The sequence below is a fragment of the Sphingopyxis sp. genome (genome assembly GCF_965279755.1).
Lineage (GTDB): Bacteria > Pseudomonadota > Alphaproteobacteria > Sphingomonadales > Sphingomonadaceae > Sphingopyxis.
The window spans coordinates 3,326,770-3,351,854 of record NZ_OZ257261.1; the positions used below are offsets into that span (position 1 = coordinate 3,326,770).

The window sequence follows — 25,085 nt, forward strand, 5'->3', positions numbered from 1 at the left end:
TGTGATCGGTTCCGGGGACCAACCCGGTCGACATCAAAAGAGGGAATTCATGCGCAAGACTCTGCTGGCCTCCACTTGCCTGGTCGCAATCGTTTCGGTGCCCGCTCAGGCAGAAACGACGATCACCACCGCCATCACCACCCCCGTTCGCACCTCGACCGTCAAATCGGGCGCAGCTGACGATGTGAAGATCACATCGACCGGATCGGTAAAACCGGCAAGCGGCACCGCAGTCACCGTCGATAGCAACCACAAGGTCGTTAATGACGGCGCGATCCAGATCACGAACGCCGACGGCGCCACGGGCATCTTTGCCAACGCTGGCACGACTGGCGGCATCACCAATTCGGCGACCGGCAAGATCATCATCGACGAAAGCTATGCGCCGACCGATATCGACAAGGACGGCGACATCGATGGCCCCTTTGCCGTCGGCACCGGCCGCACCGGCATCGCTACGGGCGGCGCCTTTACGGGCAATATCGTCAACAGCGGCGAAATCACGATCGAAGGCAACAACTCGGCGGGCATCCGTCTTGGCGGCTCGCTGACCGGCAATTTCACCAACGATGGCAAGATTTCGGTCCTCGGAGACAATGCGCTCGGCGTCGGCCTGCAGGATGTCAACGGCAATGTCCGCCTTGCCGGCAGCATCAGCGCAGTGGGCCAAAACGCGACCGCAGCGCGCCTTGCGGGTAATATCAACGGCGCGCTCGTCGTCCAGGGCGCGCTCACCGCGACCGGCTATCGTTACACCACAGCGCCGGCTGACCCGTCGAAACTCGATGCAGACGATCTGCTGATCGGCGGCCCGGCGCTGTCGATTGAAGGAAATGTCACGGGCGGCATCGTTGTCGCGATCCCGCCGAAGGACACCAAGCCCGACGACAAGGATGAGGACAAGGACGGGATCGACGACGACAAGGAAGGATCGGGCCTGATTCAGTCCTTCGGCTCGGCACCCGCGATGCGTATCGGTTCGGCAACCCAGGATATCGCCATCGGCGCCGTTGCAGGCACTGGCACCGGCTTCGGCCTGATCATCGACGGCGGCATCGTCGGCAACGGACTTTATGCCGGGAAGGACGCGACCGCGCTCCAGCTTGGAGGAATGGGCCGGAATGTGACGATCGCCGGAGGCGTCAGCGTTTCAGGTAATGTCGCCGCGATTTCGAACGGCGCGTCGGCAACCGCGATCCGCGTCGGCAGCGGCACGACGACCCCGGAAATCCGCGTCGCGGGCAAGGTCGAGGCAACGGGCGGCAATGCCGCGACCGCGATCTCGACCGCCATCCTGCTCGAAGCCGGCAGCAACGTCGGCCTGATCCGCAACAGCGGCCTGATCGGTGCCAAGGCCGGCGAGACGGGCACGGCGCGCGCGATCGTCGATCTTGCTGGCACCGTCGGCGCGATCGAAAACAGCGGCACGATTAGTGCCACCGGCGCGCTCGCAACGTCGGATCGCAATGTCGCGATAGACGTATCGGCAAACGGCAGCGGCGTGACGGTCAAGCAGACTGCGGTGGCCGCAGGCATCGCTGCGCCGAGCATTGTCGGCGATGTCCGTTTCGGCGGCGGCAATGACGTTTTCGACATCGCCGATGGCTCGGTGAAGGGGAACACTACTTTCGGCGCGGGCAACAACCGTCTGTCGATGTCGGGCGACGCGACCTATGCCGGTCTTGCAAAGTTCGGGGGCGGCAGCGACACGATGGCGCTCGCGGGTACGTCGGTGTTCAGCGGAACCGCCGATTTCGGCGGCGGCAGCGACACACTGACGATTGGCGGGACGTCGCGCTTCTCGGGCAATCTTCTCAATTCGCAGGGACTCGCTGTCTCGGTCGATGGCGGCACTTTCGATGTGACTGGCGCCGCTTCGATCGCGTCGCTCGCCGTGACGAACAAGGGTGCGCTGGCCGTGACGCTCGATGGCGGTTCCACCGGCACGGCCCTGACCGTAGCGGGCAATGCGAGCTTTGGAACGGAATCGAAGCTTTTGCTCAAACTTTCCAGCTTGGAACAAGCGGAGGGCAACCACACGGTGCTGACGGCTGGCTCGCTGACCGGCGCGAGCAATCTGACGGCCCAGTCGACGCTGCTGCCCTTCCTCTACAAGGGCACGCTGACATCAAACGCCACGCAGTTGATCGTCAACGTGTCGCGCAAGAGCACGGCTGATCTCGGCCTCAACCGTTCGGAAGCGAGTGCATTCAATGCGGTGATCGATGCGGTGACCGCCGACCAGAAGGTCGAGGACGTATTCCTCGGCATCACCGATGGCGATCAGTTCCACAACCAGCTCCGCCAGATGCTTCCCGAGCATGAAGGCGGCGTGTTCGAGACCGTCACCTCGGGCTCGCGTGCGCTCTCGCGCTTCTTGCAGGATCCCAACGCCCCCTTCCAGGACGAAGGCAAGTGGCGTTACTGGGTCAATCAGGCTGCGTGGGGCACGGCAAAGGGCGTCGGCCAGACCGCAGGCTATAATGTCAGCGGCTGGGGCATTTCGCTCGGCGCCGAGATCAAGAGCGACGTCGGCAATTTCGGCGGCTCGATCGCCTTCCTCAATGGCAAGGACGGCAACAGCAGCAACGACAACGAAGTTTCGTCGAGCCAGTTCGAGGGCGCGCTGCACTGGCGCCTTCAGTCGGACGGCTGGCTGGCGAGCGCCCGTGTGTCGGGTGCGCCGATCAGCATGAAGGGCACGCGCTTCTTCCGCGCCGAAGCAGGCGCCACCGACATCGAAAAGACGATGCGCGGCAAATGGGACGCGAAGCTCTACTCGGCGTCGGGCTCGATCGCGAAGGACGCGACGCTTGGTGGTCTCACCATCCGTCCGACCGTTGCCATCGATTATTACAAACTGCAGGAAGACGGCTATGCCGAAAGCGGCGGCGGCGATGCGCTCGACCTGACCGTGCTGGATCGTAGTAGCGACGAACTCGCCGTTTCGGGCACCGTCGCGGTCGGCCTGCAGTTCGGCGGCACCGATGAATATGACGGCTGGACGCGCTTCGAACTCGAAGGCGGGCGCCGCCAGATTGTCGGCGGCTCGCTCGGCGCCACTGTGGCGTCATTCAAGGACGGCACGCCTTTCACCCTGGTTCCGGAAGATCGCACGAGCGGCTGGGTCGGCCGTTTCCGTGGTATCGCAGGCAATTCGGCCTTTCAGGTCGCCGGCGAAGTGTCCGCGGAAGAACAGCAAAGCCACATCGGCTGGGCGTTCCGTGCGAGCCTGCGGGTCGGCCTGTAGCCCCCCTCGGCAGGCCCGCAGCAAGGGGGAAGCACCCCTACCCCCGCTTCCCCCTTGCCAAGGCTTGAAGGACATAAGGAGATGATGCAGTCGGCGACCATCCTTCCCCGCAACACCGGCCCCGCCACCTCGAAGCGGTTGCATGGCGCACGCCTGACGCTATATGGCGACCTGATCAGGGGGCCGGGTGGTGCGCGATGGGGCAGGCGCCGACAGAAGATGGCATTCCGAAGCAAGCAATTCATGACCGACGCGAGTGATCGAACCGACGCCGTTCAGGGCATCGAAGGCGTGTTGCTGGCCAACCGCGACCGTATCGTGCGCTTTCTGGAAGTGCGTGGCGCGGGCGACGCAGCAGAAGATTTGTTTCAGGATTTGTGGATGCGTCTGACCGAACGCGGCACCGGGCCGATTGCCGAACCTTTGGCCTATGCCATACGCGCGGCGAACAATCTGATGCTCGATCGCTACCGTTCGGCCCGGCAGAGCGCGCTGCGCGATGCCGCGTGGGGCGATGCATCGGTAGCCGAGGCTCCCTCGGCAGAACGGGCGCTGATTTCACGCGAGCAACTCGGACTGGTTGAGCAGACCATCGCGAGAACGGGGGAGCGCCCGGCACGCATCTTTCGCCGGTTCCGCATGGATGGCATCCAGCAGCGCGAAATTGCGGCGGAGATGGGTGTCAGCCTGAGCACGGTCGAAGCCGATCTGCGCAAGGTTTATGCCGCGATTGCCAAGGTGCGGAGGCAGTTTGATGCATGACGATGCCAAAATCGCCGCCGAGGCGCAGGCGACCGACTGGATCATCCGTCAGCGCGATCCCGCGTTCGACGATTGGGATGGCTTCGCGGACTGGCTGGCCCAAGACCCTGACCATGCATCGCTTTACGATGCGCTGGCGACGCTCGACGAGGATCTCGAGGCCCTGCCGCCCGCGATGCAGCCGTCGGTCGTCATCTATCTCGACCGTCACGGCCGTCCGTCACGGCGCGCCTGGTTCGGCGGCGCGATAGCAGCGGCACTGGTGGCGACGATAGCCATCCCCAATCTGGGACTGTTCGCCGACCCGAACCGTATCGAGACCGCCGCCGGCGAACATCGCACCGTCGCGCTCGCCGATGGTTCGAAGATCGAGGTCAACGGAGCTTCGGTCGTGATGCTCGACAAGGACCGCCCGCGCTTTGCGAGGCTCGAGTCCGGTGAGGCAATGTTCCACGTCGTTCACCGCGAAGGCGATCCTTTCGTCGTCGAAGCCGGGCGCGCGCGCATTGTCGATCTCGGCACCGCGTTCAACGTCGTCCGCCGCGATCGCGGCACCTCGGTGGCGGTGTCGGAAGGCGTGGTTCTCTATAATCCTGCCCGCGACAAGGTTCGTGTCGAAGCCGGTCAGGCAATCGAAGCGGACGACGACGATACGAAGCCGCCCCAGATTCGTCCGATCGATGTGGCGAATGTCGGCGGCTGGCGGACCGGGCTGCTCGTTTACAACGGCGCTCCACTTGCGGTCGTCGCCGAAGATCTGAAGCGGACGGCGGGGATCGACGTCGCCATTGCGCCGGGCGCCGCTGGCCGGTCGTTCCGCGGCGCGCTGATCGTCGACAAAGACCGGGCGCGAACCGTGGCCGACCTCGCGGCCCTGTCAGGCACCACCGCTGCGCGGCAGGGTGACGGCTGGGTGCTGACGCGCTGACCATGGCGGGCTGGCGACCGTCCCTGCTGGCGATCGCGCTGATCGGTGCGCCGGTACAGGCCGCCGCGACCGAAGAGCGCGTGTTCAATGTGCCGGGCGGTGCGCTGTCAGTCGCCCTTCCCCAACTCAGCCGTCAGGCGGGTGTGAGCATCAGCGTCGCGGACGGGCCGCTCTGGCAGGCGGACGTGCGGCCCGTCCGGGGTCGCATGGATGTCGAGGATGCCCTGAAACGGCTTCTCGTGGGCACCGGCGCGCGGGCGGTGCGGGTCAACCGAACGAGTTGGCGGATCGAGCGTCGCCTGCCGGCGCCCCGAGAGGCCCGGCGCGTCGCGCCTTCCTCGCAACCCCGCGCCCGAGAGCCAGCGCGCGATGTCGTTGCTGCGGCGCATGACGAGATCATCGTCACCGCGAGCAAAACCGACCTTCCCTATGCACGGTTCGCCGGCGTCGCCACCCGTCTGGATGGCGACGATCTGTCATTCGGCGGCGAGCGCGGGACCGAAACGATCCTGTCGCGCGTCGCCACCGTATCCTCGACCCACCTCGGCTCGGGGCGCAACAAGCTGTTCATCCGCGGCATCGCCGATTCCAGTTTCACAGGGCCGACGCAGGCGACCGTGGGACAGTATCTCGGCGACATCCGTCTCAGCTACAATGCGCCCGATCCCGATCTGCGCCTCTACGACATCGACAGCGTCGAGATTCTGGAGGGTCCGCAAGGGACGCTCTACGGCGCGGGGTCGCTCGGCGGAATCATCCGCACCCTTCCCAAAGCCCCTGACCCGCGGGCCAGCTCGGTTCAGGCGATCGCGGGTTTCTCGCTTACCCAGCATGGCGACCCGGGCGGCGACATCGCGGCAATCGCGAACCTTCCCGTCGGCGACCGGCATGCGCTGCGCCTTGTCGGCTATACGATCTCCGATGGCGGCTATATCGATAATCCGCTCACCGGGCAGAAAGACGTCAACCGCGTCCACGTCCGTGGCGGTCGCGGGACGTTTCGCCTGTATCCGGGCGACGACTGGACGATCGACATTGGCGGCGTCTACCAAGCGATCACATCCGACGATGCCCAATATGCCGACAAGGACGGACCGCCGCTCACGCGTAGCTCGATGGTCCAGCAGAACGCGACCGCGCGCTATGGCATGGGTTCGGTCGTGGTGATGAAGGATTGGGACGATCTACATTTCCAGTCGTCGAACGCCTATATAGACCATCGCCTGTTCGAGCGGTTCGATGCCAGTCTGCCCGTCGCCCAGTCCGGCAACAACAATAGCCCTGGCGTCGCCATGGGCGCCGTCGATGTCGAGCGCCTGTTCGCTCCGATACAGATCATTCCGATGAGCAACGTCCCGCGTGTGCTGGACCAGCGCAACCGGACGCGAATGTTCGTGAGCGAGAACCGGCTCTCGCGGCCCTATCGCGACGGGCTGGGGTGGGTTATCGGCGCGAGCTTCATCGACAATCGCGCGCGGCAGAACCGCGAATATGCCTACGGCCCGCTTCGCGCGACGCTGCCCGGCGTGACCAATACGGTCACTGAAGTGACCGGCTATGCCGAGGCGACCGTCGAACTCCTGCCCGACCTGATGGCATCGGGCGGGCTTCGCCTGTCGCACGCAAAGCTCGGCGGCATGGCTGAAGGGGTATCCTTCGCGCTGGCGCAAGCCAACCTCGCGACCACCGCATCGCGTACCGAAACCGACCTCCTCCCTTCCTTCTCGCTGCTGGCGACGCCGCTGGACAATGTCCGGTTGTACGCCCGCTATCAGGAGGGTTTTCGTCCAGGCGGACTGGCGGTCGACGGCAATTTCGTCCGGCGCTTTCACAATGATCAGGTGCGTACATGGGAGGCGGGACTGCGGCTGGGCGACAAGGGGCGCGGTCTGATCGATGCGAGTTTCTCGGTCTCGCACACTCGCTGGCGCAACATCCAGGCTGACTTCATCGACAGCACCGGTTTCCCGACCACAGCCAATATCGGCGATGGCCGCATCACCAGCGTATCGGGTGCGGTCGCGATCAGGCCGACCGCGGCACTGACCTTCGATCTTGGCGCGGTCTATAACCACAGCCGGGTCGACGATCTATCGCCGCAGATTCTGCCGGTATTCGATCTCGCGCCGGGGCGGCTCGGCCGCATTCCTAATGTTGCAAGCCATGCGGTTCGCGGATCATTGACCTATGCCACGGTGATTGGTGACGAGGATTTCCGGGTCAATGGCTGGGCCAGCTATATCGGCCCCTCGCGGCTTGGAATCGGGCCGGTGCTGGGCGAGAGTCAGGGCGACTATGTCGATACCGGGCTTGCGATGCGCGTCGGCAACGAGCGGCGGGGCCTTTCGTTCACGCTGACCAATTTGTTCGATTCGCGCGGAAACCGCTTTTCGCTCGGTACCCCGTTCATTGAGGGCAATGAGGGATTCATGACCCCGCTGCGTCCGCGGACGCTCCGGGTCGCCATCGACGTCGCCTATTAAGGGCAACGCCGACAGCTAACCCGTTCGGTCGACTTAGTCGGCGAGGACGATCCGCTCGTAACGGTCGAGGTGATAATCCTCGCTGCCGAACTGACCCTCGATCATCGTTGCGCGCTTGAAATAATGGCCGATCGCCAGTTCCTGCGTGATGCCGATGCCGCCGTGCGTCTGAATCGCATTCTGGCCTGCGAACCTCGCGCCGCGTGCTACCTTGCTCTTCGCCGCCGACACCGCGGCCATGCGCTCGTTTGCGGGCAGATCGAGCTTCAGCGTCGCCATAAGGGTCATCGACCGCGCCTGTTCGACTTCCATGAAAATGTCGACCATGCGGTGCTGGAGTACCTGGAACTTTGCGATAGGCACGCCGAACTGCTTGCGCTGCTGGGTGTATTCCAGCGTGCCCTCGTGGAGCTTCTGCATCACGCCGGTCGCTTCGGCGCACACCGCAACAGTCGCCTCGTCTACGATCTGTTCGATGAGCGGCAGGCCGGTGCCTTCGCCGCCAAGCAGGGCATCAGCGGGGATCGCTACATTTTCGAAATAGATTTCCGATGCACGGTTGCCGTCGACGGTGGGATAGTCGCGGCGGACAATGCCCGGAAGATTGGCGTCGATGAGGAACAGCGAGACGCCGTCGCGATCGCGATGGCCACCGCCGGTGCGCGCGGTGACGAGCAGATGCGTTGCCCACGGCGCGGCATAGACCACCCCCTTGTGGCCATTCAGCACATAGCCTGCGCCGTCCTTCTTCGCGGTCGTGCGAAGATTGGCGAGGTCGTAGCGGCCCTGCGGTTCGGCATAGGCAAAGGCGACGATGGCGTTGCCGGCGATGATCTCGGGGATCATCGCGTCGGCCTGCGCACCGCCGACGGCCTTCAAGGCACCTCCGGCGATAACCACGGTCGGCAGATAGGGTTCGATCCCGATGACCTTGCCCAGCTCTTCCATAATGATCGCATTTTCGAGCGCGCCGCCGCCAAGGCCGCCGTGATCCTCGGAGAAGGCGGCGCCAAGCATGCCGAGTTCCTGCGCGAGCGCGGTCCAGATCGCCGGATCGCGGCCCGCATCGCTGTTGATGAACTTCTGGCGCGTTTCGAAATCATAGGTGTCCGCGAGGAAGCGCGACAGCGTGTCGCGGATCATGTCCTGCGTTTCGGTGTAGGTGAAATCCATTGTTCTATTCCCTAATTCCACCGCCACCCCGGCGAAGGCCGGGGTCTCAATGCCGATGCGTTGAGATTCCGGCCTGCGCCGGAACGACGTCTATTTTCAGAGGCCGAGCACCATCTTTGCGATGATGTTGCGCTGGATCTCGTTCGACCCGCCATAGATCGTCGTCTTGCGCATGTTGAAATAGGTCGGCGCAGCACGATGGGCATAATCGGGCCCGATCGGATGCTCGTTGTCGCCTTCGCCGAAGCCCCGGAAATAGGGGGCGCCATAATGGCCCACCGCTTCCAGCGTCAGTTCAGTCAGACGCTGCTGGATTTCCGAACCCTTGATCTTGAGCAGGCTCGATTCCGGCCCCGGCCCCTTGCCAGCGTTCGCGCCGGCGAGGCTGCGAAGCTCGGTGAATTCGAGCGCGGTCAGGTCGATTTCGAGTTCGGCCATCTTGCGCTTGAAGAAGGGGTTGGCGAGCAGCGGCTTGTCTCCGTCAAGTTCGGCGCGGGCGATCGCCTTGACCTTCTCGATCCCGCGCTTCGACGCTGCGACGCCGGCAATGCCGGTGCGTTCGTGCGCGAGCAGGAACTTGGCGCAGGTCCAGCCCTTGTTTTCCTCATAGACGCGCTGGTCGACAGGGACGCGGACATCCTCGAGGAACACTTCATTCACCTCATGTTCGCCGCCGAGCGTGATGATCGGGCGCACGGTGATGCCCGGCGATTTCATGTCGATGAGGAGAAAGCTGATGCCTTCTTGCTGCTTGGCATCCTTGTCGGTGCGGACGAGGAAAAAGCCCCAGTCGGCATGTTGCGCCAACGTGGTCCAGGTCTTCTGGCCATTGACGACATAATGATCGCCGTCGCGAACCGCCGTGGTGCGGAGCGAGGCAAGATCGGAGCCCGAGCCGGGTTCCGAATAGCCCTGACACCACCAATCCTCACCCGACAGGATGCGCGGCAGGAAATGCGCTTTCTGTTCGGGGGTGCCGAAGGTGTAGATGACGGGGCCGACCATCGCGAGACCGAAGGGCATAAGGCGGACGCAATCGGCGCGGGCGGTTTCCTCCGACCAGATGAAGCGCTGCGTCGGGGTCCAACCGGTGCCGCCATATTCGACCGGCCATGCCGGCGCGATCCAGCCCTTCTTGTACAGGATCTTGTGCCAGACGAGGAAATCCTCCTTGGACATCTCTTCGCCCTCGTCCTGCTTCGCGCGCAGGTCGGCGGGGTAATTTTCGGCGATGAAGTCGCGCACTTCCTTCTGGAAGGCGAGGTCTTCGGGGCTGAACTCCATGTCCATATCGATTCTCCCAATGGGCTATGGTGCCGTTATAGAAGGCACTCACGTTTACGTAAAGGTAAGTTGCGGGTCGCAACCCTTCCGACGCAGGTTGCGCGCAAGCCCGTGCCATGTCCAGCCGTTGGCGGGCAGAATTGCATGGATAGCGAGACCGGCTAGCAGGGTGTCACGACGACGACCGCGCCTTCGCTTGCATAGACGCCGCGCCGTTCGGCGATTGAGAGCGTTACGGGAATGGCAACGCCGTCACGCGTCACCAGCGACGAGGCGAGGCGTGCCGGCGCACCGGTACGGAAAACCTCTTCCAGCGCTTCGGTAAAGGCATGGCGCTCGCCGGTTGCGAGCAGCGCCGAAAACCGCACGCGGCGGATCGCGGTGGCATCGACGCCCGCCATCGCAGTCAGGGCATCGCTTGCATCTTCGACCATCTCGCGGACCGACACCGTTGCATGACCGATGCTGCCATGCGCGTCGATCGCATCGGCCAGCGCTTTGCGCGTGTCGCCCGCTGTTATGGCCTCCATCGCTGCGCTGATGTCGCGAAGGACGAGCGCTCCGCCGGTTGCCAGGGGGACAAGGTCGATATGGAGCCATTGATGCGGTCGCAAGAGCCCGGGAACGTCGCCCGAAAAGCGTTCGCGCAGGTCGAGCATACGGTTGATATGGCCGAACAGGATATTGTCGGCGACCCGCGGCAATATCTCGATCAAGGCGCGGCCGAGCAGCAACGCTGCGGCCTCTCCCATCATGTCGGAGGCAGCGGGATTGACCGCCAGAATGCGTCGTTCGCGATCGATGACGATGATTCCGTCGCGGATCGATTCCGCGAGGTCGGCGAGCGAGCCCTTCAGATCGTCGGCCGCGACCGTGCCGGCATCGAGCCGGCGATAATCGTCGAGCGAGATCAGGACATGGGCATCCTTGCCATGATGCGTGACCACGACCGGCTTTCGCGCCGCCTGCAAGCGCCAGCTCGCAAACCCCCGAATGAAGTCGGCCGCCGACACGCGCTGTGTTTCCTGCATTTTCATCGCACCGTTCCCCTTTCCTTCCCCGGATATTATGGGAAGGCGTCGGGGTGTCTGGCGGCTGAATAAGTCCAGTTTGATACCGAAGCGGCGGTTTAGACGAGCCGTGCCTTTCCGCAACGCAGGGCGTTTACCCGCGCGTCGGCTTCGCCGATGTGAACGCCAAGGATTCCGGTCAGTCCCTCCAGCACCCCGTCGAGGACGGGTGCGGCGAGTCCCAGCGCGTCTCCCACGACGCCGCTCAGCGCATTGACCCCCAGGCCGATGCCGAGAATGTTGACCTTCAGATCGATTCGGTCGGCCAGCGATTTTGCCGCGCCTGCCACAAGGCCGGTGCTTTCGACCGTCTTCGTCGTTCCCCGCTCGATCTCGTCGCGGGTAAAGCGCGCCGGCTTGTCATTAAGATCCGAGAGGACGAGTTCGGCCTTCCCTTCGACATTCGCCAGCGGCAGCTTGACCAGCTTTGCCGCCACCGGCGCGAGCGGTCGCTGCATATTCCCGAAATCGCTGTCGGCGACCTTGCCGATCGACAAGGTCGCTGGTGACGTCTTGATACCAAGGGTCACTGCATCGCTGCCGCCAGCGCAGTCGATGTCGGTAATCCGCGCCGAAGCTGATCCGAGTTCGGCGTAGACCGGAATTTCAACGGTCGCGAGCGGCAACGCGACTTTCGTTTCCAGTTTCACTCGCACCTGCGCGGTGCGAACCACAACCTGTTGCGTATCGGTGATCGCGATCAGCGGCGAGTTGGCGGGCGGCTCGCCGACCAGCAAGGCGATATTGACGCCCGATCCGCCGGGCAGGCTGCTCGCCACCGAGAGGTCGATCTGGCGGTTCGCATTGGCAAGGAGCAACATCGAGCGGAGCAGGCTCATCGCGTTGACCTTGACGGGGTTGGCTTCGTCGACGCGGATGCTCGTCGAACGGGGTCCGAGGTCGATCGCGCGCGATGGGAACAATGCTTTGGGCACGGCGCGCGTCGCGAGGCCGCCTAGCGCGGCCGACGCCTGTCCGTCCGTGGAGGCCGCCAATGCCGAGAGGACTTGCGGCAGCGTTACCTGCGTGTCGAGTGTCTGGCCAAAGGTCAGGACATTGGCGTTCATTTGCGTCCGAAGCGCATCGGAAAAGGCGAGCAGGTCTACATCGGCGCTGGCGAGCGCATTATAGTCCATCACCGACAGATTCACCTGACTTCCGGTCAGCGCGGATAGCAGCGCATTCGGCACCCCGCCATGCACTGCGGCGACGCGCGAGCCGAGTGAGAAGGCGGCATAGCCGCGCCGCGCGCCGGTTGCAGACGCGCCAATGACGGTCTTGTCGCGACCTGTCAGAAAACGGCCGAAGAACATCGGCCGATCACGCGTCAGGACGATCCGCACCGCATTCTGCGCCGCGCCACCGGCGCTAAAGCGCTGTTCGGCCTGAACCGCCGGGTTCGGCTGGTAGGTTCCGGGTGTAAGCGACGCGATGACGATGCCGCAGTCGCAATTTGCGGCGATGATCCGCTCCGCGGCTGCGCGCTCCTGACCCGGCCGCCCGGCCGCGGCAAGCGCGGCGGCGTCGGCGATGCCCTGCAGCTTGCGGCGGTCGAGATAGAAGGAGCCGACATCGACCGCGAGCGCCACGGCGCCGATCAACATCGTCATTGCCGCGGCCGATGCGATGCTGATGCCGCCGCGCCGGTCTTTGATCAGTGAGTGGAGCAGTGTCATCGTCAGTCCACCGGCAGTTCGAAGGTCGCGCTAGCGCGGATCACGTTGCCGGGCGACGGGACGAAGGAGGAACGGATGAGGCTGGTCCGCGGCACGTTGTAGGCGATGGCGACAGTCACCGCCTCGCCCGTTTCCGATACGGCGACGGTCCGCGATGCCGGCGTAAAGCCGCCGATGCTCCGCATGCTGCGATCGACGGCGCGGATCGCGATCGCGCGCCGGTCTGCGGCATCGAGCCCAACGATCGCGGCCCGGCCGCCGTCGTTTGCGGCCTGCTGCACGCTGTGTGCGAGCATGAAGTATTGGCCATAGACCAATATGCCCATGACCAGCGCAAGGAAGAGCGGCAGCACCAGCGCCATTTCGACGATTGCGGCCGCCCGCTCGCTGCGTGCAAGTCGGGCTGCGAGCTGCGAGCGGACGAACCGCTCAGAGAGATCGGAAGTCATCATGCGCCGAAGATGGCCCAGCGCGATGAAGAGGCGGTCGAGTCCGGCCGATTTCGATTTTACGGATTTTGCAGAAAACGGGGCGGCGTCAGAGGGCGCAAACGCTCGGCCGCCGGCCGATCGTTAAGATCGCCGGCGGCTGGAAAATGCAATATTCGCTATTCGGCCGCTGCTTGGGCTTCCAGCTTGTCCTGGGTGCGGAGGTCGAAATCGGACGCATCGTGGCGTTCGCGCAGCTGGCTCGCCGGATCGCCCATGACGCGATTGACTATGCGGCCGCGCTTGACCGCTGGCCGTTCGGCAAGCTGATCGGTCCAGCGAATAACGTTCTTGTATTCCTGCACCTGCAGGAACTCGCCGGCATCATAGACAAGGCCTTTGACCAGTGCGCCGTACCAAGGCCAGATCGCCATGTCGGCGATCGTATAGTCGGCCCCGGCGATATACTCGCTCGTCGCAAGCTGGCGGTCGAGCACGTCGAGCTGGCGCTTTACCTCCATCGCATAGCGGTTGATCGGATACTCCTGCTTGAACGGGGCATAGGCATAGAAATGGCCAAAACCGCCGCCGAGGAATGGTGTGCTGCCCATCTGCCACATCAGCCACGAAAGCGTCTCGGCCCGCTTTGCTGTTTCGGTCGGCAGGAAGGCGCCGAATTTCTCCGCGAGGTGGATCAGGATCGCGCCCGATTCAAAGACACGGATCGGCTCGGCGCCGCTGCGGTCGACGAGCACCGGAATCTTGCTGTTGGGATTGGCAGCGACATAGCCGCTCGAGAATTGATCGCCCTCGCCGATGTTAATCAGCCATGCATCATATTCGGCGCCGCTATATCCGGCCGCGAGCAGCTCCTCGAGCAGAACGGTCACCTTTACCCCATTGGGGGTGCCGAGCGAATAGAGCTGCAGCGGGTGCTTGCCGACCGGCAGTTCCTTGTCGTGGGTCGGCCCGGCGATCGGGCGGTTGATGTTGGCGAAACGCCCCCCGCTCTCCTTGTCCCAAGTCCAGATCTTCGGCGGTACATATTCAGTCTGATCGCTCATCGGGGGGCTCCTGGGTTGAATTCTATACTGACCGGTATCTAATCATCCACTGGCCTCTCGTCCAGAGCCCCGTGCTCAAATTATGTTTTGCGCGCGCAAAGCGGAAATGGCGTCGGCGTCATATCCGGCTTCGGCGAGGATTGCGTCGCTATGCTCACCGACCGTCGGCGCACGCGCCGGAGCCGGCTTGTCCGAGCCGGACAAGGCGATGGGTGATCGGATCATCGGAATATCATGGACCGCGCCGGGATAGTTTACCGGTTCGACAAGGCCCATGGACGCCACCTGCGGCTGCGCCAATGCTTCGCCCGATTTGAGCACCGGCGCGGCAGGAACCCGCGCGGTGCCGAGCTCGGCGATCGCTTCGGCACTGGTGCGCCCGATGCACCATTGCTGCATGATGACGCTCAGTTCCTCGCCGTTGTCGCCGCGCGATATGTCACTGGCATAGAGCGGGTCGTCGATCAGCCCGGGACGGCCAACGAGCCGGGCCCAGCGGGCGAAGATGCCGCCCCCTACGATTTGCGTGACGATCCATCCGTCACGGGTGCGGAAGATGTCGGTGGGGCCCGAACTAAAGCTGCGGTTACCGATCGGCTGGCGCTCGATTCCGTTGAGCGCATGGTCGATCGACAGCGAATTGGTCATTGCGAGCGCGGTACCGAGCAGCGAACCCGAGACGCACTGCCCCTTCCCCGTCACTTCGCGCTCGCGCAGCGCGACCATCACTCCGAAGGCGGTGTGGAGCGCGGTGCCGAAATCGACATAGTTTACCTGCGCGCGATAGGGCTGATCAGGCGTTCCGGTCAGGTGAACAGCCCCCGACATCGCCTGACCCACCGCGTCGAACCCGACATTCTTCGCGAGCGGCCCCGTGCTTCCGAAGGCGGAAGCCGTGGCGAGGATGATCCGCGGATTGATCGCCGACAGGCTGTCATAGTCGAGGCCCAGCTTGATCAGCGCATCGTGCGGCAGGTTCGCGACGACGACGTCGGCGGTCTCGACAAGCCGGCGGACGATTTCGCGCCCTTCCGGGGTGCCAGGCTTCAGCGTCAGGCACCGCTTGCCGCGGTTCATCTGCATGAACATCGCGCCCGACCCATCGTCGGCGACCGGCACCGTATAGCGATCATCATTACCGCCGGGCGCCTCGATGCGAATGACGTCGGCGCCATAGTCACCGAGCAAGGCGGCACAATAGGGGCCGGCGATATAGCGACCAAAATCAAGCACCCGAATACCAGTCAGCGGCACGCCCGTCTCCCCAGCGATATTTCTCTTATGATATTTCGCCCGGCGCTAGCAGCCACCTGTCGAGCCTGCCAGCCTCTTCATCGAAAGCGGCGGCTTGCTCTTCAGTCTCAAGGCCATATGGTCGGCACATAATTTCAACAGGGGATAATTTCATGGCGCGCTTCGCTCTCGCCCTCGCGGCGACATTGGCCTGTTCGACTTCGGTGTGGGCGCAAACCGCTCCAGCCACTCCTGCAACCGATGCGAAGCCCGAAAAATGGAATGTCGAGGCGCCCCCTGGCATGACGACGCACAAGGTGCCGATCGCGGTCGATGAAGGCAGCTGGATGAACGTCGACGTCGCGCCCGATGGTCGCACGATCGCCTTCGATCTGCTCGGCGACATCTACACCATGCCGATCGAAGGCGGCACGCCGACGCGGATCGCCGACGGGCTTGCCTATGAGCATCAGCCGCGCTTCTCACCCGACGGCAAACGCATCGCCTTTGTGTCCGATCGCGGCGGCGGCGACAATATCTGGCTGATGAATCGCGACGGCAGCGACAAGCGCCAGCTCAGCAAGGAAGAGTTTCGCCTCCTTAACCAGCCAAGCTGGAGCCCGGATGGCCAGTTCATCGTTGCGAAGAAGCATTTCACGACCGGACGCTCGCTCGGCACCGGCGAAGTGTGGATGTACCACATCTCGGGCGGCGCGGGCGTTCCGCTCGTCAAGAAGCCGAACGAGCGGCACCAGAAGGAACTGGGCGAGCCGACCTTCGCCCCCGACGGCAAGGGCGTCTACTATACCCGCAACGTCACGCCCGGCCCGATCTTCGAATATGCGCAGGACAGCAACACCGACCTGTTTCATATCGAGCGCTATGACCTGAACGACGGCGAGATTTCGACTGTCGCATCGGGCGCAGGCGGCGCGGTGCGCCCCTCCCCCTCACCCGACGGCAAAAGGCTTGCGTTCGTGCGGCGAGAGGGAACGCAATCCAAACTCTATGTCAAAGACCTAGCGTCGGGCGCCGAAAAGAAGGTCTACGACGCGCTCGATCAGGACGTGCAGGAAACCTGGGCGGTGACCGGCGTCTATCCGAACATGAGCTGGACACCCGACAGCAAGGACGTCGTGTTCTGGGCGGGCGGCAAGCTCCGCCGCGTAGGCGCTGACGGCGTCGAGGCGCGGATCATTCCGTTCAGCGTCAACGATGACCGGGTCGTCATCGATGCAACACATCCGACGGTCGAGGTCGCCCCCGACAGCTTCGAAACGAAGATGCCGCGCTGGGCCGAAGTATCGCCAGATGGCCGGACCGTGGTGTTCGAAACGCTGGGCAAGCTGTGGGTCAAATCCGCGACCGGCGGTGCCGCCCGCCGCCTGACCGGCGACAAGGGCGACGCCTTCGAACTGTGGCCGAGCTGGTCGCGCGACGGCAAATCGCTTGTCTTCGTCCGCTGGACCGACGCGGGTTTGGGTGAGATCCACGTCGTCGGCGCCGGCGGCGGTGCGTCGCGCAAGTTGACGACGATGCCCGGCCATTATGCCGAACCGCGTTTCTCGCCAGACGGCAGGATCATCGCGTTCGAGCGTCGCTCTGGCGGCGGGCTGCGATCGGAACGCTGGGGCGAGAATCCGGGTATCTATCGCATCGCGGCGACCGGCGGTGCGGCGGAGCGCGTCAGCGACAATGGCGGCAAGCCACAATTCGGCGCGTCCAGCGATCGCATCTTTATGATCGCGTCGGCCGACGGCAAGACACAACTCGTCAGCACCGATCTGCACGGACAGGACAAGCGCGTCCATGCGAGCGGCGAACTGGTCAGCGACTATGAGGTGTCGCCCGACGGTCGCACCCTCGCCTTCCGCCAGAACTACGACGCCTATGTCACGCCGCTGATGCCCGGCGGACAGGATGTATCGCTTTCGACTTCGGGTGGCGCGATGCCGGTGACGCGGATCAGCGGCAGCGGCGCCGACTTCATGCACTGGTCCGATGGCGGGAAGCGCCTGCACTGGACCCGCGGCCCGACGCTATTCAGCGCCGACCTCGGCGCCATGTTCGCGCAAGCGCCGGCAGGAGAGGAAAAGCCCGCCAAATTCACCCCGCCGACCGAAGGCGTCTCGCTGTCGATGACCCGGGCAGCGTCCAAACATAAGGGCGTCGTCGTCCTGACCGGGGCGAAGATCGTGACGATGTCCGACAAGGATGGGGGGATCATCGACAATGGCGCACTCATCATAGACGGCGATCGGATCGTCGCTGTCGGCGCAGCCGGAGCGATTACTGTTCCCGCCGGTGCGGTGACGGTGGATGTAACCGGCAAGACGATCGTCCCGGGCTTCGTCGATGCCCACGCCCACGGCCCGCACGGCGATGACGAACTGATCCCGCAGCAGAACTGGTCCGAAATCGTCAATCTGGCGATGGGCACGACCACCAGCCACAATCCCTCGTCGCGCGCTTCGGAAATCTTCGTGTCCTCGGAAATGCAGCGCGCCGGGCTGATCCTCGCGCCGCGCATCTTCTCGACCGGCGAGATCATCTACGGGGCCAAGGCCGCAGGCGTTTATGCCGAGATCAACAGCTATGAGGACGCCCTCGCCCATGTGCGCCGCCTGAAAGCGCAAGGCGCGCACAGCGTGAAGAATTACAACCAGCCGCGCCGCGAGCAGCGCCAGATGGTCGTGAAGGCGGCGCAGGCCGAAGGCATGGAAGTCGTGCCCGAGGGCGGTTCGCTCTACACGATGGATCTGACGCTGATCCAGGACGGCAATTCGACCGTCGAGCACAACATCCCGCTCCACACCTTCTACAAGGATCTGGTGCAGCTCTGGGGCCAGACCAAGACCGATTACACCCCGACGCTGGTCGTCACCTATGGCGGCCCCGCTGGAGATCCCTATTGGCGGGCGCACACGAATGTCTGGGAGGACCCGATCCTGTCACGCCACGCGCCGCCCGCCGAACTTGCCGCGAACAACAAGCGCCGCGTGATCGCGCCCGAGAGCGACTATGTCGACGATGATTCGGCGCGCGAAGCAAAGAAGATCGCCGATGCGGGCCGCATGGTCTCGATCGGTGCACACGGGCAGCAGGCAGGCCTTGGCGCGCATTGGGAGATTTGGTCGTTCGTGCGCGGCGGGTGGAGCAATATCGACGCGCTGCGTGCCGCGACAATCATGCCCGCGACCTCACTCGGCTATGCGAAGGACGTCGGGTCGCTCGAGCCGGGCAAGCTGGCCGACCTTCTGATCCTCGATGCCGATCCCACGCAGGAGATTCGCAATACGGAGAAGATACACCGCGTGATGCTCGGTGGGCGGCTCTACGATCCGCTGACAATGAACGAGGCCGAGACGGGCAATCGCAAGCGCCAGCCCTATTGGTGGGAAGCCGACAAGCCCTGAACATCAATCGATCCCTGTGCGGTTCGCGATTTTGTGACGAGAGGGTTGCAAGTCTCGCGAGCCGCCGCTAGGGGCGTCTCCTCTCAGCGAGGAGAGTTGGCTGAGTGGTCGAAAGCGTCGCACTCGAAATGCGAAGTGCCGGCAACGGTACCGAGGGTTCGAATCCCTCACTCTCCTCCATTTTTCTTCCCTAGCGAATTGATAGCCCACCCCTTTTGGGGGGAACCCCGTCGGCTAGCTTTGACACTCGGTTGAGGCTGGTTCCCACGACGGCTACCCTACCCTTCGAAGCTGCGGGCGATCGAGTCATTTCCGGTAAAGGATGCGGCGTGCACCCTGCCGTACGACGGCATAGGGTCCGGAGAGCGATTATCATGAAACGGCACGACCGGCCCATTTTCCCTCATCAGCTACCTCGTCTTTCGCGGCGCGAGATTCTGGCGGCGACGGGCGTGCTCGCTGCGATGCCGTCGAACATCGTCGCCGGAGCGCAACAAACGCCGAGCCTGACCGATTTCGGCGGTGTTGGTGACGGCGTGGCGGACAATTTCGAAGCCTTGAAAAGGGCGCTCGCTGCGATCGGCGCCTCGGGTACGCTCTATATCCCGCCCGGCAACTTCAAACTGCATGACGATAATGCCGCCGCAGGCGCGCCCCCGTTGACTTTGGTCGACGGGCAAAAGCTTCTGGGCCAGCCGGGGCGCTCGATACTGACATTTTCGCGCCGAAAGCTCTCCGCCTTCTATGGACTGGGGATCGCGGGCGACGGAATTCTGATCGAAGGGCTGGAGTTTCGATGTCTGTCGGCGCGTCCAGGCTGGACTGCCGCGGTTGGTATCACCGGCGACGCGAGGAACACGACGTTTCGCCGCACCTCCTTCGTCGGACAGGGCGGACGATCAGGTTATTATGGCGTTCTGCCGATCGGGGCCGATCTCGATCATTTCACGATGGAACAGTGCCATTTCCAGAGCCTCGACTTCGGGTTCCTCCGTCAGACGTCCGACACCGCAAGCTATCGCTATCTGGCGTTTCTCGATTGCACCGGCACGGACTGCACCGAGGTGATCGAAATCAACGCACCCGGCCTGCTGCTGGCCGAGACCCGCGTGGGTTCGGCGACACTTCAGAAGATTACGGACCCGGATGGTGGCGCCATTCCCGCAACGGCGCTGAAGAAGGGGCAGCCAATCCGTTCCGACGCCTTCCCCGCCGGCACGACCGTTGCCGGAACCGATCGATCGGGCCAGCCGATCTTCAGCAGCGCCGCGACTTCCTCTTCGCGTCCGGGCAAACCGGTCCGGCTATCCTCTGGGAGCGCCTCGCACGGGCGGATAAGCAATCTAAGGGTCCGCAATATCGGCCAATGGGCCGTCGGGCTCGCCAATTGCGACGATTGGGATATCGATGTGACGGGCGACATGATCGGGCACGAGCTTGTCCATATCGAAGACGCGAGCCGAAACATCCGCATCAAGGTTTCCGGAACGAACACCAATTTGCAGCGCGGCGTTGTCGGCAGTCCCGATGCCGAGAACGGCATGGTCCAGATTTCGTCGGGATGCAGCGATATTCGCGTCGAGTTCGCTTCGGTCGACCTCCGCCGGACAACAAGCGCCAATCCCGTCGGTCTGTGCGTCTATCCGGGTGGAATCATGGGGACGACGGGACGCGAGGTTGCGCCAAAGGGCATTCGCGTCGCGGGCCGGATCATCTGCGGAAGCAGGGGGCGCGCCGTTGTCGCCTTCGAAAGCGAGCTTATGTTCGACGACCTTTCGGTCGTTGTAACTTCGGCGCTGGATGCGCTCGTTCCCCGGATGCGTCTTGCGGGGTGCAGGATATCGGGAACCGTGCGAACCAATATTCCTCAGCAATCGCTGGTTCTGCAGGAATCCAACAGGCCTGTAGGCGCGATCCAGGTGGTCGCGGCGGAATAGGCTCACCAATGCGGCCGCCCCGGATAAACCGGGACGGCGGCTGGTTTGCTATCTGATAGTGAGGAGCGCCGGCGCCGATACGGCTGCAACCACCGCACCGACGATGAGGAAGAGCACGATCGCGACGAGGATCACGACCACCGTGTAACCGAGGGCTTTGTCCTCCGGGGCTTTCATCAGCACGGGCAGGCCAAGATACAGGATGTAGAGGCCATAGAGCCCGAACAGCACGCCGATGATGGCAAGCGCCGGGATCAGCCCGAAAATGCCCCCTACCCAGCCGGCGGTGCCCGTATAGGCGGCGACCTTCAGCGCCTGCACCTGATTCTTCTGGCCACCAAAGTTAGGAGCAAGGCCATCAATGACCAAGGCCAGAATGAAGACGGTCGCGAGAGCAAGCCCGTAAGAGACGATCGCCGACACCAGCGCCCCGACGATAGGGGGATGGTACGTCACGCCGAGAATGGTGATGCCGAAGACTTGGCCGCCGATAAAGCCGGCCAGCGGGCCGATCGCCGCCAGTACAAGAACATAGGGCATATAGATCGACTGGGTGGTCGCCGGTTCGGCGGCGATGACCGGCCAGGTTTCCTTAGGCTTCAGGAGGATGTCCTTCGCGCGCTGGATAATCCCTGCGGCGGGACCGCCGACGGGCGTCGGGCTGGTAGGTGGCGTGTCGGTCATGAAATGCGTCTCCCCTTGTTAGGCGGCCCGCAACCCGATCCGGTCGAGCGAAAGCTGCAGGGGCAGTCTAGCCCTGTTGGCCCACGCATCTGTAACCCCGGTCACAGCCGGGATTCGGCTTGCTACGGTCGTGCCCACTGTAACGGGGTTGAAACGGGCGTAAATAGCCATAGATTGAAATCATGACCGCTCGAACTTCATCCGATTTCCGGGATTCGATCCCGCCCCATGTTGCCGCTCCGCTCATCGAACGGGCACGTTTTGCGCCGGGCGACATCGTGCGGCATCGCATGTTCGATTTCCGCGGCGTGGTGTTCGACGTCGACCCGGTCTTCGCGAACAGCGATGAATGGTATGAGGCGATCCCCGAGGAAATTCGTCCCGCAAAGGCGCAGCCCTATTATCATCTGCTCGCCGAAAATGACGATTCCTCCTACATTGCCTATGTCAGCCAGCAGAATTTGGTGAGCGATGCCGAGCATGGCCCTGTCGATCATCCACAGATAGAAGCGATGTTCGACGGGCTGGTAAAGGGCCGTTACCGCGTCCGCGCGATTCACCGTCACTAAGGCAAAGGCTGAGAGGCTGTCAGGCCTTCAGCTTCCACCCAGACGCCAGCAGGCGATATGTGATCACACCGAGCACTAGGTTGACGGCGAGCAAGAAGAGCGCCGCAGTCAGCACCGGGTTCGCGATCGTCGAATCGACGGTACCGATGAATCCGTAACGGAAGCCCATGATCGCATAATAGACGGGATTAGCGTGAGCGATGGTCTGGAACCAGGGCGCCAGCCGATCGATCGAATAGAAGGTTCCCGATAGCAGCGCGAGCGGCGTCACGACGAAATTGGTGACGGCGGCGGCGTGATCGAACTTCTCGGCCCATACCGATGTGATGAGACCGAGGAAGCCCAACATCATTGCGCCAAGCACGCCGAACAGCGCAACCGCCCACAGATGATCAGGGCCGACATGCACGCCGGGCCACAGAAGCATCGCAAGCCACAGCGCACAGCCGACAAGAATCGCGCGCGTGACTGCGGCGCCGATCAGCGCGATGATCAACTCGCCGACCGCAAGCGGGGGCATCAGATAGTCGACGATTGTCCCCTGGATCTTCCCGACGAGCAGCGAGAAGCTGGAATTGGCGAAGCTGTTTTGCAGCATGGCCATCATGATCAGCCCCGGCGCGATGAAGTCAGCGAAGGGCACGCCGATAACCGTGCGCCCCGCGCCGCCGAGCGCGACGGTGAAAATGACAAGAAAAAGAAGCGTGGTGATCGCCGGTGCCCAGATAGTTTGGAGCTGGACCTTGAAAAAGCGGCGCACCTCTTTGACATATAGGGCCTGCAACCCCGGAACGTTCAAAGCCCGGATATGCGGAACACCGGGTTCGGCGAAAGCCGGAACCGCGGCCGGATTTGTCGAGTCGGGGCGCGAAATTTGGGGCTGGTCGTTCATGGCGTTCTCGCCTATCGCCTCCCCGATCTTACCGCAAGCTGGGCAGTGACGGCGCCGGTCCTTTCGGGATCGCCGGCTGACGGGCAGCGTGGAATGATGAGGAACTATATATGTCATGGACCGATGAGCGCATCGAACAGCTGCGCAACATGTGGGAAAAGGGGCTGACTGCCAGCCAGATCGCTGACGAGCTTGGCGGGGTCAGCCGCAATGCCGTGATCGGCAAGGCGCATCGGTTGGGGCTGAAATCGCGCCCGTCGCCCGTGAAGGCGACGGAAAAGGCTGCGAAGCCCGTCAAGGCGCCCGTTGCGCCAAAAACGTCGTCGCCCGCTCCGGCGCAGCGTGCGGCAGCGCCCGTCGCTCCACGCCCGGTTGCTGCTGCGCCGAGGCCCGAGCCGAAGCCCGTCACCGAAGATTCGGACGAGGATGGCGTCGAAGCAGCCCCGAAGCCCGATGCGCCGCGGATCGTCTCGATCGGCCCTGGTGGCTTCATTCGTCAGGGCCCTGGCGATCAGCAAGCCCCGATCCCGCCTGCGCCGCCGCGCCGTCTCGTACCTGCAAAGCCGAGCCCCGAGATCGCCGACAAGACGAGCCTGCTCGATCTCAATGACCGTATCTGTCGCTGGCCGATGGGGCATCCGGGCGAGCCTGACTTTCATTTCTGCGGCGTCGCGGTGAACCCCGGATTCCCCTATTGCGTCGAGCATTGCGGCCGCGCCTATCAGGCGCAGTTGCCCCGCGGCACGCGTCGCCCGCCCCCGCCCCCGCCGTTCGGCGGACCGCGGGTCCGTTGAAGCCTTTCGGGCAGGATTTCCAGTTCGCTCAAGCGCTCGGCCTTCAAATGGTCGAGCGCGGCGGCGGGCGTTGCACGATGGCGATCGACGTCGATCGCGATCAGCATTTCAGCCCGCAGGGGGCAGCGCATGGCGGCGTTGCCTATTCGCTTGCCGACACCGCGATGGGCGGCGCTCTGACTAGCCTGCTCGATGATAACCAGTGGTGCGCGACGCTCGAAATCAAATTCAACTATCACGCCCGCGTTGTAGAAGGCCGGCTGACGTGTGAGGCCGAGGTCCTGCATCAGGGCAAGCGCATCGCCAATATCGATGCCCGCCTTTACCAGCACGGCAAGCTTGTCAGCAGCGCAAATGGCAATTTCGCGATCTTCCCGGCGCCCGGCACACAAGCGTAAGGCGCCGGACCCAAGGGCCCGGCGCCTTCGATTCCGCTTCCCGAGAGGTCAGAAGCGGAAGCTGAGCGTGCCGCGGACACTATGCGTCCGGAAATGCGGATCACTCCGCTGGATGTCGGTACCGCCTCCGTTCAGCAGAAACGGGTTGGTCGCCGGATTGGCGGTCCCCTGCCCGACGCTCACAACATAGTCCTTGTCCTTGAGGTCGGTGTAGAGATACTCGAGCCCGATCGCGATGTTGTTGCTCACCATGATCTCGGCACCGCCGCCGGCGGCGTAGCCCCAGCCATTGGTCTTGCCGGTGTCGGCGAAGCTGTTGGCGGTGTTGGTGGTGGCGAATTTGTTGTCGAGCCGGGCATAGGCCGGACCGCCGGTGACATAGAAGAGCGCCCCGCCGCCCGGCGTATAGCCGGCACGAAGCCGGGCACTGGCTTGGTAATCGGCTTCGCGGCTCAACGTGTAGGCCGCAGGCGTCGTCGAAAATCCGCTGACGCTGTCGCGCGCTTCACTCCGGCCTCCTTCGATCAACGCGCCAAGGACGAAATTGCCCATCCGGCGGTCGTAGCCCACACGTCCGAAATATTCAGGTCCATCCTTATCGTTGCGGCAGCCCAGATTGGCCGTGCCAGTCGCGGCGCCGTTACAAAAGCCCGGAGCAAAGGCGTCGGTGCCGCCCACGGTGTTGACGGGATCGCCATAGACCCCGTCGCGATCAGTATCAAAGATCAGCGTTTCGCCGCGGTCGCTGCCCTGCAGCGTGCCGCCGCCGCCAATCGAAATATAAGGTCCGTTGAAGTCCTGTGATCTATCGCGATCGCCGCCAGTGTCTTGCGCGATAGCGGGAGCGGCGATCATTGAGGCCGCGGAAACAGCAAGGAGAGCTGCGAATTTCATTTTATTTCTCCACTTTTTGAATGACTTTGCAGTCGGCGGAGAAACTCGCGGCGATGGGGTAAGTTTCCCCCTGTGCCTAAAACGGGACGAGCCGAGCCATATGCAAGCGCCGCCGTCAGGCCCGAAAACCAAGCTTGCCAGCGCCCTTTC

At 63.5% G+C, this 25,085-nt stretch carries 19 protein-coding genes and 1 tRNA gene; 10 read left to right on the top strand and 10 right to left on the bottom strand.

From position 1 onward, the window contains the following. Positions 1–49: 49 nt before the first annotated feature. The 4 genes from ACQY80_RS16465 (at position 50) to ACQY80_RS16480 (ending at position 7,423) form a co-directional block, all read left to right on the top strand. Entirely contained in the window at positions 50–3,250 is a 3,201-nt protein-coding gene (locus tag ACQY80_RS16465) for an autotransporter outer membrane beta-barrel domain-containing protein (protein WP_428681766.1), read from the top strand. A gap of 81 nt (positions 3,251–3,331) precedes the next feature. Then, complete coding sequence (locus ACQY80_RS16470) at positions 3,332–4,012, top strand: sigma-70 family RNA polymerase sigma factor (protein WP_428681768.1); 681 nt, start codon at positions 3,332–3,334, stop codon at positions 4,010–4,012. Further along, positions 4,005–4,940, top strand: a complete 936-nt coding sequence (locus ACQY80_RS16475) for a FecR family protein (RefSeq protein ID WP_428681770.1) — start codon at positions 4,005–4,007, stop codon at positions 4,938–4,940. Before ACQY80_RS16470 ends, ACQY80_RS16475 begins: the two co-directional genes overlap by 8 nt. Positions 4,941–4,942: 2 nt before the next feature. Then, entirely contained in the window at positions 4,943–7,423 is a 2,481-nt protein-coding gene (locus tag ACQY80_RS16480) for a TonB-dependent receptor domain-containing protein (protein ID WP_428681772.1), read from the top strand. 33 nt (positions 7,424–7,456) lie between these two features. Here the strand turns inward: ACQY80_RS16480 and ACQY80_RS16485 are convergent, their stop codons facing one another. The 7 genes from ACQY80_RS16485 to ACQY80_RS16515 form a co-directional block, all read right to left on the bottom strand. Continuing rightward, a complete protein-coding gene (locus tag ACQY80_RS16485; protein ID WP_428681774.1) occupies positions 7,457–8,596 on the bottom strand; it encodes an acyl-CoA dehydrogenase family protein in 1,140 nt (379 codons plus the stop codon). Positions 8,597–8,692: 96 nt separating this feature from the next. After that, a complete protein-coding gene (locus ACQY80_RS16490; RefSeq protein WP_428681776.1) occupies positions 8,693–9,886 on the bottom strand; it encodes an acyl-CoA dehydrogenase family protein in 1,194 nt (397 codons plus the stop codon). A 155-nt stretch (positions 9,887–10,041) separates the two neighbouring features. Beyond that, positions 10,042–10,917 carry a PAS domain-containing protein gene (locus tag ACQY80_RS16495; RefSeq protein WP_428681778.1) on the bottom strand — a complete coding sequence of 292 codons (876 nt, stop codon included), beginning with the start codon at positions 10,915–10,917 and terminating at the stop codon, positions 10,042–10,044. A gap of 92 nt (positions 10,918–11,009) precedes the next feature. Further along, the gene (locus ACQY80_RS16500) at positions 11,010–12,626 is read right to left on the bottom strand and encodes a TadG family pilus assembly protein (protein WP_428681780.1); all 1,617 of its coding nucleotides are present in this window, start codon (positions 12,624–12,626) and stop codon (positions 11,010–11,012) included. A 2-nt stretch (positions 12,627–12,628) separates the two neighbouring features. Then, complete coding sequence (locus ACQY80_RS16505; protein WP_428681782.1) at positions 12,629–13,078, bottom strand: TadE/TadG family type IV pilus assembly protein; 450 nt, start codon at positions 13,076–13,078, stop codon at positions 12,629–12,631. Positions 13,079–13,233: 155 nt separating this feature from the next. Then, a complete protein-coding gene (gene yghU, locus ACQY80_RS16510; protein ID WP_428681784.1) occupies positions 13,234–14,118 on the bottom strand; it encodes a glutathione-dependent disulfide-bond oxidoreductase in 885 nt (294 codons plus the stop codon). A gap of 75 nt (positions 14,119–14,193) precedes the next feature. Continuing rightward, positions 14,194–15,372: a CaiB/BaiF CoA transferase family protein gene (locus ACQY80_RS16515; protein WP_428681786.1), complete on the bottom strand. Its 1,179-nt coding sequence runs from the start codon at positions 15,370–15,372 to the stop codon at positions 14,194–14,196. A gap of 152 nt (positions 15,373–15,524) precedes the next feature. On the opposite strand from ACQY80_RS16515, the gene ACQY80_RS16520 reads away from it, so the two are divergent. The 3 genes from ACQY80_RS16520 (at position 15,525) to ACQY80_RS16530 (ending at position 20,704) form a co-directional block, all read left to right on the top strand. Beyond that, the gene (locus ACQY80_RS16520; protein WP_428681788.1) at positions 15,525–18,767 is read left to right on the top strand and encodes an amidohydrolase family protein; all 3,243 of its coding nucleotides are present in this window, start codon (positions 15,525–15,527) and stop codon (positions 18,765–18,767) included. Positions 18,768–18,857: 90 nt separating this feature from the next. Then, a tRNA-Ser gene (locus ACQY80_RS16525) sits at positions 18,858–18,947 on the top strand. A 35-nt stretch (positions 18,948–18,982) separates the two neighbouring features. Then, positions 18,983–20,704 carry a hypothetical protein gene (locus ACQY80_RS16530; RefSeq protein WP_428681790.1) on the top strand — a complete coding sequence of 574 codons (1,722 nt, stop codon included), beginning with the start codon at positions 18,983–18,985 and terminating at the stop codon, positions 20,702–20,704. Positions 20,705–20,752: 48 nt separating this feature from the next. On the opposite strand, the gene ACQY80_RS16535 is transcribed toward ACQY80_RS16530, so the two are convergent. After that, a complete protein-coding gene (locus tag ACQY80_RS16535; protein ID WP_428681792.1) occupies positions 20,753–21,388 on the bottom strand; it encodes a Yip1 family protein in 636 nt (211 codons plus the stop codon). 182 nt (positions 21,389–21,570) lie between these two features. Between ACQY80_RS16535 and hspQ the strand changes: the two genes are divergently transcribed. Then, a complete protein-coding gene (hspQ, locus tag ACQY80_RS16540) occupies positions 21,571–21,957 on the top strand; it encodes a heat shock protein HspQ (RefSeq protein WP_428681794.1) in 387 nt (128 codons plus the stop codon). A 19-nt stretch (positions 21,958–21,976) separates the two neighbouring features. Here the strand turns inward: hspQ and ACQY80_RS16545 are convergent, their stop codons facing one another. Next, a complete protein-coding gene (locus ACQY80_RS16545) occupies positions 21,977–22,849 on the bottom strand; it encodes an ABC transporter permease (protein ID WP_428681796.1) in 873 nt (290 codons plus the stop codon). 110 nt (positions 22,850–22,959) lie between these two features. Here ACQY80_RS16545 and ACQY80_RS16550 point away from each other — a divergent pair, with 110 nt between their 5' ends. Together ACQY80_RS16550 and ACQY80_RS16555 are read left to right on the top strand one after the other, a co-directional pair. Continuing rightward, positions 22,960–23,643, top strand: a complete 684-nt coding sequence (locus tag ACQY80_RS16550) for a GcrA family cell cycle regulator (RefSeq protein WP_428681798.1) — start codon at positions 22,960–22,962, stop codon at positions 23,641–23,643. Then, on the top strand, positions 23,640–24,041 hold the full coding sequence (locus ACQY80_RS16555; RefSeq protein ID WP_428681800.1) for a PaaI family thioesterase: 402 nt from the start codon (positions 23,640–23,642) through the stop codon (positions 24,039–24,041). The genes ACQY80_RS16550 and ACQY80_RS16555 overlap by 4 nt, the downstream gene beginning before the upstream one ends. A 48-nt stretch (positions 24,042–24,089) precedes the next feature. Here the strand turns inward: ACQY80_RS16555 and ACQY80_RS16560 are convergent, their stop codons facing one another. Continuing rightward, the gene (locus ACQY80_RS16560) at positions 24,090–24,935 is read right to left on the bottom strand and encodes an outer membrane protein (protein WP_428681802.1); all 846 of its coding nucleotides are present in this window, start codon (positions 24,933–24,935) and stop codon (positions 24,090–24,092) included. Positions 24,936–25,085: the final 150 nt, after the last annotated feature.